At 43.0% G+C, this 15,604-nt stretch carries 18 protein-coding genes and 1 pseudogene; 4 read left to right on the top strand and 15 right to left on the bottom strand.

The window, feature by feature from the left end:
• Positions 1 to 387: 387 nt before the first annotated feature.
• The 3 genes from RIG66_RS24300 to RIG66_RS24290 form a co-directional block, all read right to left on the bottom strand.
• The gene (locus tag RIG66_RS24300) at positions 388 to 1,509 is read right to left on the bottom strand and encodes a histidinol-phosphate transaminase (RefSeq protein WP_446381270.1); all 1,122 of its coding nucleotides are present in this window, start codon (positions 1,507 to 1,509) and stop codon (positions 388 to 390) included.
• Position 1,510: 1 nt separating this feature from the next.
• Positions 1,511 to 2,401 (bottom strand): metallophosphoesterase, encoded by an 891-nt coding sequence (locus tag RIG66_RS24295; protein WP_446381269.1) that lies wholly within the window; start codon positions 2,399 to 2,401, stop codon positions 1,511 to 1,513.
• Between the two features lie 89 nt (positions 2,402 to 2,490).
• Positions 2,491 to 3,411, bottom strand: a complete 921-nt coding sequence (locus RIG66_RS24290) for a DUF928 domain-containing protein (RefSeq protein ID WP_446381268.1) — start codon at positions 3,409 to 3,411, stop codon at positions 2,491 to 2,493.
• 482 nt (positions 3,412 to 3,893) lie between these two features.
• Between RIG66_RS24290 and RIG66_RS24285 the strand changes: the two genes are divergently transcribed.
• Positions 3,894 to 4,790, top strand: coding sequence for a glycine betaine ABC transporter substrate-binding protein (locus RIG66_RS24285; RefSeq protein WP_446381267.1), 897 nt, complete (start codon positions 3,894 to 3,896; stop codon positions 4,788 to 4,790).
• 297 nt (positions 4,791 to 5,087) lie between these two features.
• Here the strand turns inward: RIG66_RS24285 and RIG66_RS24280 are convergent, their stop codons facing one another.
• On the bottom strand, positions 5,088 to 5,846 hold the full coding sequence (locus RIG66_RS24280) for a phosphoadenylyl-sulfate reductase (RefSeq protein WP_446381266.1): 759 nt from the start codon (positions 5,844 to 5,846) through the stop codon (positions 5,088 to 5,090).
• A gap of 401 nt (positions 5,847 to 6,247) precedes the next feature.
• Between RIG66_RS24280 and RIG66_RS24275 the strand changes: the two genes are divergently transcribed.
• Positions 6,248 to 7,273, top strand: coding sequence for an SMP-30/gluconolactonase/LRE family protein (locus tag RIG66_RS24275; protein ID WP_446381282.1), 1,026 nt, complete (start codon positions 6,248 to 6,250; stop codon positions 7,271 to 7,273).
• Positions 7,274 to 7,408: 135 nt separating this feature from the next.
• Here RIG66_RS24275 and RIG66_RS24270 read toward each other — a convergent pair whose 3' ends face one another.
• The 3 genes from RIG66_RS24270 to RIG66_RS24260 form a co-directional block, all read right to left on the bottom strand.
• Complete coding sequence (locus tag RIG66_RS24270) at positions 7,409 to 8,059, bottom strand: hypothetical protein (RefSeq protein ID WP_446381265.1); 651 nt, start codon at positions 8,057 to 8,059, stop codon at positions 7,409 to 7,411.
• 429 nt (positions 8,060 to 8,488) lie between these two features.
• Positions 8,489 to 9,394 (bottom strand): hypothetical protein, encoded by a 906-nt coding sequence (locus RIG66_RS24265; RefSeq protein WP_446381264.1) that lies wholly within the window; start codon positions 9,392 to 9,394, stop codon positions 8,489 to 8,491.
• Positions 9,363 to 9,842, bottom strand: a complete 480-nt coding sequence (locus RIG66_RS24260) for a TerB family tellurite resistance protein (RefSeq protein WP_446381263.1) — start codon at positions 9,840 to 9,842, stop codon at positions 9,363 to 9,365. The genes RIG66_RS24265 and RIG66_RS24260 overlap by 32 nt, the downstream gene beginning before the upstream one ends.
• Positions 9,843 to 9,980: 138 nt before the next feature.
• Between RIG66_RS24260 and RIG66_RS24255 the strand changes: the two genes are divergently transcribed.
• Positions 9,981 to 11,255 (top strand): hypothetical protein, encoded by a 1,275-nt coding sequence (locus RIG66_RS24255; protein ID WP_446381262.1) that lies wholly within the window; start codon positions 9,981 to 9,983, stop codon positions 11,253 to 11,255.
• Positions 11,256 to 11,310: 55 nt separating this feature from the next.
• Here the strand turns inward: RIG66_RS24255 and RIG66_RS24250 are convergent, their stop codons facing one another.
• The 8 genes from RIG66_RS24250 to RIG66_RS24215 form a co-directional block, all read right to left on the bottom strand.
• On the bottom strand, positions 11,311 to 11,970 hold the full coding sequence (locus tag RIG66_RS24250; RefSeq protein WP_446381261.1) for a DUF3226 domain-containing protein: 660 nt from the start codon (positions 11,968 to 11,970) through the stop codon (positions 11,311 to 11,313).
• The gene (locus RIG66_RS24245) at positions 11,970 to 13,091 is read right to left on the bottom strand and encodes an AAA family ATPase (protein WP_446381260.1); all 1,122 of its coding nucleotides are present in this window, start codon (positions 13,089 to 13,091) and stop codon (positions 11,970 to 11,972) included. The genes RIG66_RS24250 and RIG66_RS24245 overlap by 1 nt, the downstream gene beginning before the upstream one ends.
• A 193-nt stretch (positions 13,092 to 13,284) precedes the next feature.
• Entirely contained in the window at positions 13,285 to 13,581 is a 297-nt protein-coding gene (locus RIG66_RS24240) for a type II toxin-antitoxin system RelE/ParE family toxin (RefSeq protein WP_446381259.1), read from the bottom strand.
• Positions 13,578 to 13,808, bottom strand: coding sequence for an addiction module protein (locus tag RIG66_RS24235; protein ID WP_446381258.1), 231 nt, complete (start codon positions 13,806 to 13,808; stop codon positions 13,578 to 13,580). Before RIG66_RS24235 ends, RIG66_RS24240 begins: the two co-directional genes overlap by 4 nt.
• A 107-nt stretch (positions 13,809 to 13,915) precedes the next feature.
• Positions 13,916 to 14,305, bottom strand: coding sequence for a hypothetical protein (locus RIG66_RS24230; RefSeq protein WP_446381257.1), 390 nt, complete (start codon positions 14,303 to 14,305; stop codon positions 13,916 to 13,918).
• 16 nt (positions 14,306 to 14,321) lie between these two features.
• The gene (locus RIG66_RS24225; RefSeq protein WP_446381256.1) at positions 14,322 to 14,669 is read right to left on the bottom strand and encodes a type II toxin-antitoxin system PemK/MazF family toxin; all 348 of its coding nucleotides are present in this window, start codon (positions 14,667 to 14,669) and stop codon (positions 14,322 to 14,324) included.
• Positions 14,669 to 14,875 (bottom strand): hypothetical protein, encoded by a 207-nt coding sequence (locus RIG66_RS24220; RefSeq protein ID WP_446381255.1) that lies wholly within the window; start codon positions 14,873 to 14,875, stop codon positions 14,669 to 14,671. The genes RIG66_RS24225 and RIG66_RS24220 overlap by 1 nt, the downstream gene beginning before the upstream one ends.
• Before the next feature lie 47 nt (positions 14,876 to 14,922).
• Positions 14,923 to 15,393 carry a hypothetical protein gene (locus RIG66_RS24215; protein WP_446381254.1) on the bottom strand — a complete coding sequence of 157 codons (471 nt, stop codon included), beginning with the start codon at positions 15,391 to 15,393 and terminating at the stop codon, positions 14,923 to 14,925.
• 74 nt (positions 15,394 to 15,467) lie between these two features.
• Between RIG66_RS24215 and RIG66_RS24210 the strand changes: the two are divergent.
• A pseudogene (locus RIG66_RS24210) lies at positions 15,468 to 15,604 on the top strand (ISAzo13-like element transposase-related protein); the annotation flags it as partial.

Below are 15,604 nucleotides of genomic sequence, written 5' to 3'. Positions count from 1 at the left end.
ACTCTCACTCTGCTGTTAGTCTGAAAAAATCACACTTGCAGTCAAGCTCCCAAAGCTTTTCAACCTCAGGATAGGATGGGTGAGAATAGCCTTAGCTGCATCGATCATTTGCATCAAGTGATACTTTGCACAGGCATATATGGCTGATTTAAAGCAAGTTAGTTAATAATCTTGAGTCAACCCAAGACTTTTAGATTATTAAAAAGCTTGGCTGATCATTGTGCAGAATATAAATTTTGTAAGATGATTTAGCTGAGCTGTATTCCCTTTGTCTTGATGGAGTCAGTATAGTTTATTATTCAAAGGAATGTCAATCAAGTATTAATACCCAGATCTTTTCGAGCAGTATTAATACTTATCCAATCGCCTAAAGAATAAAAAACTAAGTCAATGGAGCAGAACTGTTTGCAATCGCTGTAAGGTGCGCTGATTCTCTTGTTGAGAACCCACAGTAATGCGTAATCCGCCACCTGTATTTCGGATTACAGTACCTTGGGCTTTCATTTGTTGAACAATCTGGCTTAGGGTATTTTGTTCCAGTTGGCGAGGGCGAATATAAATGAAATTGGCAGCACTTGACCAAACCTGTAAGCCGGGATGCTCTGATAATGTAGCTAATAATTTATCGCGTTCGGCAATAATTTGGGGAATCGCGGCTAAGAGTTGATCGCGGTGAATCAGGGCGACAAGGGCGGCGGCTTGGGAAAAGCTGGGTAAATTATAAGGTAAGCGCATTTTTTCTAATGCGGCAATTAATTCTGGGTGGGCGATACAGTACCCTACCCGATGGGCGGCTAAGCGAAAGGCTTTGGAAAAGGTTCGCAGAATTGTCCAGTTGGGATGTTGGGATAATTCTTTAACGACAGAGGTTTGGCTAAATTCAAAGTATGCCTCATCAATCACCACCAATATATTATCGGGTAAACTTCGCAACCATTTGAGTTCAGCCGGTGTGAGTGCATTTCCCGTCGGAGAGTTGGGGTGAACCACGAAAACGACACGGATAGGGGGATGTTCAGATTGGGCGATCGCTCGTTGGGCTTCATCTAGGTTAATCTCAAAGTTATCCGGACACCGCTCAACTGTTACCACAGGAATACCCAGGGTTTGCGCCAGAATCCCGTACATGGAAAACGTGGGATTGGCGATGAGAATTGACCCTTCTCCCCGTAAACAGGTGGCAATTAATAGAGAACGAATCAGTTCATCCGAACCATTACCCACTGAGATTTGGCTAGAGGTTACGGCTGTTTCTAGATCAGCTGATTCCGTCACATAATTCGCGATCGCATCTTTTAGGGCTTGATGAGAACCATCGGGATAGCGGTTCGCCTCAATCTCCTGTTGATATGTCCATGTCAGCTTTTCTTTTAACTCAATAGGCAAATCATCAGGACTTTCATTTGCATCCACGCGATCGACGGATGTGATTGGTTTACCCGAATCTCCCCCTGGATGAGGAGTGTACGCCGTAAATTGAGCCAAATCTGAGCGGATGAACCCCAACATATTAGTTACCTGTTTCTAGTGATACTGGTTTGCCCATTCCCTGTTCCCTGTTTCCTGTGCCCTTTGCCCTTGCCAACGTAATAATGGTAACTTCTGGCGGACAAAATAGGCGTCCAGGTGCGTAAGTTCCTAAACCCCGATTCACATACATACGATTTGCACCAATCTGATGCATTCCTTGACCCCATTCCCAATGATCGACCACTCGATAACATTCTCTCAGGAAGGGAATCCATTTGTGCAGGGGTCGAGGGACATATCGCCGCAGAATCGGTAGCAATAACGCAATGGGTCCAAATCCGGGAATTACTACTTGACCCCCATGGGTATGACCCGATAGCTGTAAATCAATGCGCCATTCCTGCAAGGGTTCAGCCGTGTCTGGGTTATGAGATAAGACGATACGGGGTATTTGAGGATCGATTTGGTTCATCACCGGGGCGGGATTGAACTCACGCGACCAAAAATCAGCCAATCCCACTAAGGCTAATTCTTTCCCCAAAGGATAAACAATTTCATTCCATAAAACACGCACGCCAATCTGGGTTAGCGCCTCCGTGACTGTGGTTTTAGCTTGGTGGTGATAAATGTCGTGGTTTCCCAGTACCGCATAGACTCCAGCACGACTTTCCAGGTATTTTAATCGCCGTACCAGTTGATGAATCGGTTCTGGCTGATAGGTGATGTAGTCCCCGGTTAACAGCACTAAATCCGGTTCAGCCTGATTACTGACTTGAATTGCCTCAGCCAGCATTGCTTCCGACAGGCGAAAACCATCATAATGTAAATCGCTAAGCTGTACCAATTTGGTTCCTTGCAACGACGGTGGCAAATTCGCGATCGCAACCGTTATCCGCTCAACCCTTAATTGTCCTGAAAATACCCACGCCATAGTCTTGGTTGTAATAAATCTGGCACGACTGATCCCAGCCTAGCTTAACGCTAAAGTCGATGATTTCCCTGTGATCCCCTATACTCAGGTTATTCTGTCGATTCTGAGAACTGCTCGGCTATTAAGTCTGACTGACATTGCGCCAACGGTTTTCTAGCAATGTCGGATAATCCAACTTGCTGCAATACAGATTGCCAATTTGATGCTAAAGTAGAATTCTCCTGATCGGAACAACGCAACTGGGCTAGACTTTCAAGAGTTTCATACCAAATCCCATGATTGGCATAGATAGCAGGCTTCGCCTCAGGTGTAGCTCTGTCTAATTCCTGATTAATCCGGGACGTTGGCGTAACTCGTTGTATCCACCCCGCGACATAAGTGCTGTCACTGCGGTCATACTGATCAAAAATGATACTGAAATACCAGAAATAGGGTCTGCCCACCTCTAAGGGGGGTAAATTTGGAGCATTGGCTAGATCAACGGCAACAATGCTATCACTCGCTTGTAGTGGTATTTCTTTTTCATAAATGATAGTTTTTAAGTTTTGATCGTAGAAACTAAACTCAGCTTTAACATTTTTTAAACTTACGTCCGGAATATAAAAATATAATGTTGGATATTCATCGAGAGTTTTGCCAAATGTAGATTGAGGGATTAACGCCATTAACGGAATCGGCGGGCGGTATCCTTGGCAACGAGTTGCGGCATAGTCTTCAATCCTATTTCCTGGTGTAATGTCTAATTGATTCAAGACTTCTTTGTCAGGAGCATTCAGCGTAATTTGTTCCTTGGCATAGCCACACTTTATCAAATCTTTAACTTGAGTTTCATTATTAAAATTTGTGACAAGCCAAGACTCGGCTTGGGCTGGCTGTGAAATTGCTAATCCAATTAGAGTTATCCATGAGCTTAAACAAGCTAGCATCCAATTTTTATGACAAATCATAGTATTCGCGATCGCGTTCTGCATGACTATAAATTCAGTATAGCTTTCTCGGTCATTGGTCATTAGGACTAGACGTGATCCAGATGTCCACAGGAGGAATTAAAAAGAATGGACTTGATTTGTTAAGTAGGTGGACACAATTAAAGTTAGCGGTGGAGATTAGGGAACACCTCGGCTTCGCTCGGTGTGTCACAGGGAACAGGGAACAGGAAGGGTTTTAGGCTTATTTACATAACTTAATCTAGTTAAGTTTATTTCCACTAACCTACTTATTCCTGACGAAGGATTGATTGATGAAAAAGACTATTTAAGCATAAAACATTGAGATATTGCCGAGTGGGTTAGATAATCGCTCATTGAGCCGAAAGAACCCTTCCATGAGATATCCGCCATAATCCACAAAAAAAAATATGGGTATTTTCGTAATATTTACTTTATAAAGTAGTGATGAGGTGTGTCACTCTCAGTTTTGGATCAGCAGCCACTTAGTAGGAAACTGATCTGTTTCTTGGTACTATACAAGAATGTTGAGACTTGGTAGATTTATGCCCCGAATGCGTCGAACTGTTACGCTGATTGGACTGGCTGTGTTGACGATGCTGTTCGCGATCGCGTGTCAGGGGGGTGGGAGTGCAATTAAGGTCGGATCGAAAGATTTTACTGAGCAATTTATTTTAGGGGAAATGTATGCTTTGGTACTGGAAAATCAAGGTTTTGATGTCGAACGGAAGCTAAATTTAGGCGGAACACCCGTGGCGCAAGCGGGTTTGGAAAGTGGTCAAATTGATTTATATCCAGAGTATACGGGGACGGCTTTGTTAACTGTGTTAAATCGTCCTGTCAGTAGTGATTCGCAGCAGGTTTATCAAACCGTGGCGGATAGTTATCAGGAGAAATATAATCTGGTTTGGTTAGAACCTGCACCGATGAATAACACGCAAGCTTTGGTAATGACGCCAGAAGGGGCGAAAGACTATAATATTAAAACAATTTCCGATATGGTTGATCAGGCAAGTCAATTAACTCTGATTGGTCCACCAGAATTTGAGGTGCGTGAGGATGGATTACCGGGGTTAAAACAAGTTTATGGGGATTTTCAGCTTGAAAAATTTATTCCGGCTGATCCAGGATTAAGATATCAAGCCTTAAGCGAAGGTCAAGCCGATGTCGCTGTGGCATTTGGTACTGATGGTGAAGTCAGTGCGTTTAATTTGGTTGTATTAGAGGATAATCAAAACTTTTTTCCGCCCTATCAAGTTGCACCAGTGGTGCGCCAAGAAACACTGGACAAGCATCCCGGAATTCGAGACGCGCTGAATCAGCTAGCACCCAAGTTAACGAATGAAACGATGCGACGACTGAATTATGAAGTGAGTGGCAAAAAGCGCGAACCGGCTGAGGTGGCTAGAGAGTTTCTGATCCAAGAAGGCTTTTTAGAATAATTGAGCTTGTGCCATTATATAGCAATCCTAATTGGATAAATTTTGTAGGGGCGCAAGGCTTGCGCCCAGAAAACTGTTCTGGGAAGGAATTACCATCTTTCTTTTCACGGTATGTGGCGTAACGAAGGTAAGTTTTGAGTGGGAGAGTGGGAGAGTGTGTAGGGGCGGGTTTCACTTTTCGGTTGCATCCAGCAGGACTTACGCATGTACATCATATATTGTGGCAATGGTGCGTTACGCTACGCTAACGCACCCTACAGATAGAGGTGTTGCGTAATTTTTGTACTAGCGGCTATCTTACAGCGAACTGGAATCGAGACTCTGGGCTTCACCTTGAGTCTTTGGCAGATGTAAGCCACATTCTTGCTTAATTCCCCGGAAGCGGGTATCGCGTTCGTGCTGATCTTCTGTAGTCACTGGGCGGCTTGAGTGCCAATCGCCTACAGTCGCATAGCCAAGTTCACGCAAGGGGTGATAGGGCAGATTGTGTTCCGTGATGTACTCATGGACATCTTGGCTACTCCAGTTAAGAATAGGTAATACCTTGTAAATCCCAGACTGAATATCGATTGGACGCAACGTCTGACGGTGATGTGTCTGTTCCGCCCGCAATCCCGCTAGCCATGCTGTTGCCTTTAAGTCTCGTAATGCCCGTTGCATGGGTTCGACTTTACGCATATAGTCGTACAAATTTAGCGCTTCGGGATCATCTTTTGTCCAGAGTCTGCCATAGAGGGCTTCCATACGGGCTGGACTAATGGGCGACTGATAGACGTGTAGATTTAGATTTAATTGTTCGGTTAACTGTTCAGCAAATCTGTAGGTTTTTGGGGGTAGATACCCTGTATCGACCCAAATTACGGAAATGTCAGGCACGATGCGAGTGACTAAGTGCAGCATCAGCGCTGATTGGATGCCGAAGCTGGTACTCATCACCAAACCATCGCCAAAGGTTTCGGCTGCCCATTTAACCATTGAGGTGGCATCGGCATCGACGAGTTGTCGATTGACCCCCTCTAGATCCAGTTGAGTTTTCTGTGCGATCGCACTTACCATTTCCCTAAACTCCCAGTCTTCCTACCAGTCTTGTGGTTGTTTCCAGTTCCGTGATTTATATTGTACCGATTTAATCTACGGTAAATTGGTCGGTTTACTGTACTTTTACACCACATTGAACTTTACCACGCCTAATTGTCTACGACAATGCAGTTTGAGACAATTAAGTGACGATAAAATTAAGTTTTGTATCATTTTAGGGAGAGCGATCGCGCTCATTCCCTTAATCTATCGAGACGCCTCACGCCTCTACCCGATAGAGTGGGAGGATATCACTCGTCTAGTGATCATCTTGTTACACACCAAGCGTGTTACCGAGCGAAGTCCAGGTAAGCCGAGGTGTTCCCTAATCTCAACCGTTAACTTTAATTGTGTCTACCGACTTCATCAATGCCATTGACATGAAAAACCTAACCGTTCGAGTTACTCTATACAGTCTTGTTTTTACGGCTTTAACCATTGCGCCCAGCAACGGCGTTACTGAAGCCAGAAACGATTTAGGGTTTCGATGTTCAACGTCTCGAACAAACTCCCGCCTAACTACAGCACAATCGAGTAATCAGGGTAATCCAAATAGTCTAGAAGCGATTCTAGATGACAATACCCAAGTCGAAAAACTAGCGGGAGACTTTCGGTTTACAGAGGGACCCATTTGGCATCCAAACGGCTTCTTACTCTTTAGTGATATTCCGGCTAATACTATCTATCAATGGACACCGAATCAAAAACCAGAGATATTTCGTCGTCCTTCGGGCAATGCCAATGGTAATACTCTAGACTGGGAAGGGCGTTTAGTCAGTGCTGAACATAGTAATCATCGTATATCTCGTACTGAAAAAGACGGCACAATTGTTACGCTGGTAAATCAGTTCCAGGGAAAGCGACTCAACAGTCCCAATGATCTCGTAGTCAAATCGGATGGAAGTATCTACTTTACTGACCCCCCCTATGGCATTAAATCTGAGCAAGAGGAACTGGGATTCTATGGTGTCTATCGGTTGACACCGGATGGGGAACTGACGTTGTTAGTGAAAGATTTTGTGGGTCCGAATGGCATTGCCCTTTCACCAGATGAGGAGAAACTATATGTGAATGATTCGGAAAAAGGTCACATTCGTGTCTTCGATGTGAAAACCGATGGTACTTTGGAAAATGGGCAGCTATTTGCCGAATTAAAAGACCCCAGTACAAAGGGTGTACCCGATGGCATGAAGGTAGACCAAGAGGGGAATATTTACAGTACCGGACCAGGGGGCGTATGGATTTTCTCACCCTCAGGCAATCTATTAGGCAGGATTGAAGTTCCTGAACTTGCTACCAATCTAGCCTGGGGTGATGACGATTACAAATCTCTCTACATTACTACCAGTAATAGCCTTTACCGTATCCGCCTCAAAATTCCAGGCGTGCCACCAACCAAAAGATAGGGTGGCTGATCAACTTAGGATTTGGCGCTGACAGGCAAATAGCCAGCTAGCAAAGGCACATTACCACATGTCCGGTTGTGTTGAGAGTCTATCCTAGCTGTTAGGTGTTGGCACAAAAACCTATATTATATGCACCTAACTTAAACTTATACCAAACAGAGTAGAAAGCACCAAATCCAGATCGCTAGGAATGGCGTATGTGTTGATATCTTTGTGAACTATTTTTTCTTGACGCTGAAAAATACCAAATTTCCAGGTGTCTCCTGTTGTCACCGAGCCATAGAGAATCGGAACAGTTGAATCCGTCCATTGATCGAGGGCGATTAATTCTACCGCCAACTGAGTAAAACCTCTGGCTAAATCAGCATTTTTCGCTTCAATCACTAATAATTTTTGTGGAGTAGGAATGAAATAATTAAAACTGCCTTTGAGCCAATTGCTTACTTGCACAGGATATTCAATTTTGAGTGGTACTTGGATAAACTTACAAATTGTCTTGAGAATCGGAAAGATCAGTGCTTCACGTCTAGCCATCTCGGAAACAGGATCTACCAAAGTGAGATTTTCTTGTAGTTCTATTCTCAGGGGTTCTGGATCGATTGGTAACTGCTGTGGAAGTTGGAGTGAGCTATTTTTGAGGGTAACACCGAATTCAGCTAAGATATCAGCCGTATCGTAGGCTAATTGGGCATATTTACTGAAGGTATAGCTCTCGGATGGGTCAAGAATCCTGGCTTTGCTCATAATGATGGCTGATCGCCAACGCTCAATAAATGGTGTTAACAATAATAGCAGTCCTCAAACAACATCTCCTTTTTTGACAGACATTATATGGGTTCCCCATCACCCTTGAGTATACAGATCGGGTTCATCGTACAGGAAGTTGAACGAGCCACCCTTTTGAGCCATTGGCATTAAGTCACCCGTTGAAGGACTTGATGATTCAAAAAACAGCTTTTCCTCAAGTAAATGACGCTCTTATTTCGAGAGAGAGAGGATGACTTGGATTAGAGAATCAACGAGTTTAGTGTTCATATTCAATGGTCTTATTCTACTCTAGTTAAGCCCGATTCAGTGTTTTCTCAAAAGTGATGCCACCAATATTGTTCTAACTGGTAGGCTTGGCGCAGGTGTTGTAAGTCTGCTGTTGAGAGCAGTCCTTTTACCAGAGCAACAAATTGTCCCCACGCTAGCAATTGCGACTCACTTTTTTCTTCAAGAAGACGGCATTGATAAAACTACCTCGATATTCTTCTGCACTTTTTCCAATTCTTGACGCTGTTGGGATATCCAAGCTTTCTCTGCATTACGCTGTTGTTCTGTTTCTTCCTGGTATCTGCCTTGCCGCTCTAGAAATTCTTCATAGTATGATACGGCTTGTTCAGCAATATCAGTGGCTGATTGGATTTTTTTATCGATAACTAAAACAATAATCTCTTGGATTTTATTTAAAATTTCATCTTGGGATTGAACAAATTTTTCCCAACCTTTCTCAAAAATTTTTTGTTTGATTGAAGGCTGGGGCGCATCATTTCCTCGACCACCAAATTTAAATACTCCTGCAATTCCACTGGTCACCGCTCCTACAATAAAGCCAGTTCCATCAACTATCCACCCTAATAAATCAGATTCTGATTCATCCCCTCCAAAGTAATCGTGAAAATCTTCGGTAGTGCTATATAAGTTTTTCTTAACTTCTTCAATCTCATTTATGACATGAGTACCAAAGTCAGGCGTTATCTCCTGATTAAATGAAATTAGATTTTCTAAAATTATTTCTAAATCTTGATCAATACATTGGATGTTTAGCTTGATCAAGTCATTAAACCAGTTATCCACCTCAGCCATCAGGTCTTGACTAAACTCCTTAGCATAGTCTCGAGCTAGCTTATTTTTATCTTCAACCTTTTGCTCCTCAAGACTAACATCAGAAAACCACTCCTCTTTTAAATCCTCTTTCAGCTTATCTAACCATTCTTGCCAAGATGTTTTTGCCTGCTCGATCGTCTGATTTTTGAGTTTATCATCTAGATTGCATATTTTGACATAAAGCCCACTGCACTCACCTAGTTTTTCCAAAATTTCCTGTTTAGCTAGCTTCGCAATTGAATCCAGCTTCAAGAACGGCTAAATATTTAGAATTAACCCCTAGCTGGTTGGTGAGAGATTCCAAGTAGCTTGTTTCACGAGAGTTTATACCTCTAGTATTGGCTAACATTTTATAGCCAAAGCTAATGACTAATAGCTTTTCTGCTTCTGAAAGCGGGATTGTCAGTGTCGTCAACTGATCTAATTTTGTATAAACCTGATGCTGTTTAACTCCCTTGAGTAGGAGTTGTGCCAATTTACGCAGTTTGCTTCCTGAAGGAGTTAAATTGTCAAGGATCGCCTGTAGCTGTTGCTTCTCTTCATCAGTAACTGTACCATCGGCAAACATCACTCCCAGCAGAACCGTTACCAAAGCTGCCAAGAAGATTACGGGAGGAGTGAGTTGCCGTTGACTGAGCTTTTGCCCAGTAATCCGCGACAATAGAGCAACAGCCTCCGGACTAACTAGCGCTGTATCCATAATCTTTGTGAGCGAATCGGTTTAACTCTAGTATTGCCTAGTTTTCTCTCCAAGTGTTTAAAGTTTCGATAAACATAGTGATTTTTCTTAATACGACAGGTTAAGCTCTAAGAAAAGAACTTCCACTCAGGCAGAACGATGCTGTTTCAATTCCCTTCCGCAATTCAGGCTGGTCTTGCTGCTGGCAAGTACGCCCAAGTCTTTACATCCGCAGGAGTACCCATAGGTTTAGCTAGAGATGCAGCAACAGGTCATTTTGTTGGTCATGCAGTCGGTCTCCTCAATAATAGTGGTGCTGTACTGAATCCGCTAGTTGCTGTTCCCCAGATGGCAATGAGTGCAGGACAGATGTATCAAATGCACCGAGGATTTCAAGCTGTCCAAGCTAGTTTAGGAGTTCTGCAAGCCACGACAGCCGTGATTGGTGTGGGAACTGTAGCGACGGTGGCACTGTCAGCCGTGAACCTGTGGCAGACTTTGAAGCTGAGGCAAGACGTAAAACAACTAAAGCTTGATGTTAGAGACGGCTTTATTGACCTCAAAAAAGCTCTAAAAGACCAAGGGACAGAAATAATCCAACACATTGACGAAGTTGCCCAGGATATTAAATTTGAACAGCATCGTTTAGTCTTAATTCAGGCTTATGGACGGTTTCTAGAAGCAACCAGGCTGATGAAAACTGCTATGTCCTGCCAAGATACAAGTATCAGAAACGCTGACTTAGCCAATGCACGGCAGACATTATCAGAAGCATTAGGTGATTATAACAATCCTCGCCTATTATCAGAAACCTGTGCCGCCGGACAACTGCGAAGACACGAATGTGCTTGGGCAATTGATCAGACGATCGCACTCTCCTATCAACAGCAAAATGAGTTAGCAGCCGTGAGCGATCGCCTCTCTCATCTCCAGGATAAAATCCGTCAAGATGCCCTCACTGTCATTGAACGCTGTGAAACCGAAGACGAGTTAGATTTTCTCTTCCCTGAACTCACCCGAATTCATCACCATGATTTACTCGTACTAGAGTCTTGGCAAAATCAGGTCGATTGGATGCGCTCGCTTCCTGCATCGGAAGTCAAACTGCTTCAAAGTGCCGACTTCAGCAACTCAGACGCCACAGCTACCCCAGACGCCAGTGCAGATCCAAACGTCTTAGCAGAACCCCCCGAACAAATACTCTATGAGAACTTCAAGCAAAAATCTCATCCCAAATCCTTGCTTGACCAACTGCAATTTATGATCAAACCTAAGTTACGTCAAGAGTGGGAAACATACATCACTCAACAAGCTGCGATCGCGGGTTACAAAACCTTAGTTCCGGCAAACCTGGAAAAAGCCTCAAACTTAGCCGTTGCCAACCTCTACTGGTATTTCCAAGTCAGAGATGAATCCGAAGAAGAGACAGAATAAAATGTCAAAAATGCGTGATATTTTTCATTCCTCATTAACGCTTTATTTGCCACATTTATTTTGAAGTATCCGCTAACTCAAATAGACGTTTTAACCATTCAACAAACTTGTTTGCGATTTCAGCATTATAATTCAGTACCTGTGCGGTAATGGCTTGTCCCATTGGCATTCCTGGTGTTTCTTGCCAAGCTAACCACGTATGAATTAAGGCTTTGGGATGATGGATTGGCGTGTAACGATTCAAGTTAAACTGTTCAATCTCTTGCACAATCGCCTCGGCTTTTGGACGCAAACTATCATCAGAGGGAATTAAATGGGCAACAAAATCTTCCAACATTCCAGGAAGTTGATTATCAGGCATTAACCAAACACCTATTTTGGGTTTGTCTGGTTGTGTATACACCCCGCCATCTGGGGGAGGTACTGTCGGAATCGTCTGATATCCACTCTCCATAAGTCGATTTCGTACAGCTTGCCATCGTGCCAGTAAGTCTTGATCCGCATCAACGACAATTCCTAATGTTTGTAATTTGGGTTCATCAATTCTAGCTGGTAATCCAGCTAAAAGTGCTTCTATTCCCTCTGTTCCTTTTTCTTCCGCTACTTCTACAGAAAATGTTTCTGGCAACTGATATTGATTACACAAAGCCCAAATCACATGGCGATCATTTTTTCCTTCAACCAATAGCTGATGAGGTTTTGGTTTTTTTGGCATCAGCGAACCTCAATACTTTGACGCACAGCAACACCCAATTTTTCAGAATCGTATTCAACCGGACGTATCTCTTCACCCTTACGACTCAATCGAAATAATTTGCCTACTGATGGATCATCTAATTCATCCAAAGCTTCTTGAAACGCACAGATACAGTCCCAACTATGAGTTGTCGCAAAAATTTGTATGTTTAACTGCTGTGCTATGTCTAACATCAAGCGCCACATATCTGTTTGAGACTCATAATATAGACCTGTCTCGATCTCATCGACGAGTAAAAAACCATTTTCAACTGTCACGGCTGCCATCGCTAGGTTGAGTATTCGTCCCATTCCTTCGCCCATGCTACTTAAAGGAAGCGGCTCTGTTTTACCTTCAACTTTAAGCAAAATATCACTGTAATAATTTGGGTTGCTAGTAAAACTAAGACGTTGTATGTTTGGCTCTAATGTTCTCAGAGCTTCTATTACTTTATCTTCTTTAGGAGTAAGAATAATTTTATCCCAAAGACGAGCTAAATCTCTAACTTCTGTTAATTCATTTGTAACCCATATACTTTCAGAACTTGAATTTGGTAAATGCAGCAGAGATTTTTTGTAAAAGTTTTTACTCAAAAAACCATCATTTGAAATAGGAAAACTATTAGATGTTTTACTGCCGTATAAAATTTCAAGGTATTTACGACTTAATTCTGTCTCTAAATCTAATTCACTTTCGTCAATATTCAGATTGTCAATATTCAGATTAAGTGAATATTGTGCATTATCTACCTCAGTAACTTGAATAATTATTTTTTTAGTTGAACTAGATTGAATAATAATCTTTTTTTCTTCAGTAGTCTGGTTGTCATGAAATAAACGATATATTGGGTATTTATAATTTTTTTTCAATAAACCGCTATTTGGCGAAGTATTTAAGTCTCCACGGTTTACTTCTCCACGGTTGACCATAACGCCAAATAGATAAATTGGATTGCCATGATTAGTTATTAAATATATAGCTTCCAAGAAAGTGGTTTTGCCAATATTATTCATACCCACGAGTAAATTAACCTGTGCTAACCCATCGATATGAAAGTTCTTGAAGCAGCGATAGTTTTGTATAGTGAGATCTCGTAACATAAACTTTTAGCTAAAGGAGCAGTGATTATTTCTTATCTTAGAGGCTAATCGTCACTGTGGTCATAGCTGGGTGATGACGAGCGATCGCACCTTGATCGGTCATCGTCTATTGTTCTAGCTGGTAGGCTTGTCCCATTGGCATTCCTGACGTTTCTTGCCAAGCTAACCATGTAATTAAAACACACGTTATTAACTACTTACGATTTCTCCAATACTGGGGTCTGCGCTTGTGATGTGCTAATGCCAAAATCCGAATTTGGTTGTTTTCAAGGAGGCGATAGAGTAGAAAGTAAGGAAATTTGGGCAGGATGAGACGACGAATAGAACCTCGAACTCTTGAACCCGCTTCTGGATAAATTCTGAGGAGATTAACTGTATTTTCGACGTCTTCTAAATACTCCAAGCCAAGTCCCGGTTGTTGCGCTTCGTAATAGGCTATGGCTTCGGTTAACTCCCGACTTGCCAGTGGATGAAATATAACCGTTTTCATTGCCAGGACGCACGAATCTGTTGAAACACGTCCTCAGCCGGAATACCAGTGACTTGACCATCGTCTATTTCGCGATCGCGTGCTTCAGCTTCTTGAGTCCAAACACGTTCAACATCTTTGTCAATTTCACTGAGTTGACTCAAATGTTCCAGAAGTCGCGCCAGCAATGCAACTAGAGAGTCTTTAGGCAGAGCGAGGACTTCAGCTTCAAGCTGTTTGAGGGTCATAGGAGTTTTAGCTCAAGATGGGCAACTATCCTTATCATAATCATATCTTGCGATCGCACGTTGATCTGTCATCGTCTTGTTCTCCTGAGTTGAGCCAGATTCAGCCATCAAAAGTGACGCCACCAGTATTGTTCTAGCTGGTAGGCTTGGCGCAGGTGTTCTAAGGCGACTGTTGAGAGCAATCCTTTCACCAGAGCAACAAATTCTCCCCACGCTAGCAATTGCGACTCACTCTTGGCTCGGTTGAACTGATATCTATAGAATATTGTCCAAAACTCTGGGGCAATTACAGACTTCCATCGCTTGCGCCAACGCACCATGTCTTGAGGGGTAGGGGGTTCGGCTTCCAGGATGGGTGGAAAGTCGGCATAGCTGATGAATCGGCTCAACCCTTTACCGTGAACGTAAACGATATGTTGCCAGCATTCAATGCGATAAATCTCGTCAGGAGAGCGGTTAAACAGCAAGGCGACTACCAACCAAAATTTCAGTACCATTCACATTAAAACTCAATTACAAGAGTTGAAAGGCTTGAAGCATAAGTGAGTTCAATTGCTGAATTTGATTGACGCCTAACTTACCGATACGTCGTGTAATCAACCGACGTTCAAGAGTAACGATTCGTGTCACCCTCACTTTAGAAGCAACCTTTAGTCCAGTATTGGAAAATTCGGGATCTGAAGTATCTAGAACAAATTCATCTGGACTGAGACGGGTTAGATTTTGAGATGAAATAAAACAGAGGGTTATGTCATCACCTGTAGAATCTACCCATAACACTACAGCCGGACGCAGTTTTGTTGTACTCAAATCTGTGAAAGGGAAGGGAACTAAAACAATATCTCCTTTTTTGACAGACATTAGATTGCTTCCCCATCTTCAAGAGTATACAAATCGGGTTCATCGTACAGGAAGTTGAACGAGCCACCCTTTTGAGCCATTTGCATTAAGTCACCCGTTGAAGGACTTGATGATTCAAAAAACAGCTTTTGCTCAAGTAAATGACGCTCCTCTTTCGAGAGAGATAGGATAACTTGGATTAGAGATTCAACGAGTTGAGTGTTCATATTCAATGGTCTGGTTTTCCTCTAGTTAAGCCAGATTCAGTGTTTTGTCAAAAGTGACGCCACCAATATTGTTCTAGCTGGTAGGCTTGGCGCAGGTGTTCTAAGGCGGCTGTTGATAACAATCCTTTCACCAGAGCAACAAATTCTCCCCACGCTAGCAATTGCGACTCACTCTTGGCTCGGTTGAACTGATATCTATAGAATATTGTCCAAAACTCTGGAGCAATTCGAGACTTCCAGCGCTTGCGCCAACGCACCATGTCTTGAGGCGTGGGAGGTTCAGCTTCTAGGATTGGCGGAAAGTCGGCATAGCTGACGAATCGGCTCAACCCTTTACCGTGAACATAAACGATATGCTGCCAGCACTCAATGCGATAAATCTCGTCGGGGGAGCGGTTAAACAGCAAGGCGACTGTCTCGACAGTGACGAATCGTGCCAGGGGGTGACGGGTGGAGGATTTGTAATTTAGTTTTGAGGCTTCAAAGGTGAGTGTTTTTGTGGTATGTATTGATAACATAGAAATTACATCCCATTTAATGGGACATTGGCGCGATCGCTCTTAGGTTTGCTAGACTCGGGGAGCGATCTGGCGGTGTGGCAACTCGCAGTGACCGCACCCAATTTATCAAACGAATGGTTGAACTTTCCCAAGAGATTGATGTAAAAATTCGCCTGATTTACTATCCTCCCTACCACAGCAAGTACAATCCGATAGAACGCTGTTGGGC

This window comes from Coleofasciculus sp. E2-BRE-01 (genome assembly GCF_040221695.1).
In the GTDB taxonomy this organism is placed as follows: domain Bacteria; phylum Cyanobacteriota; class Cyanobacteriia; order Cyanobacteriales; family Coleofasciculaceae; genus Coleofasciculus.
The sequence above is the reverse complement of the archived record's forward strand: the minus strand, read 5'-3'. Positions and strand labels throughout refer to the sequence as shown.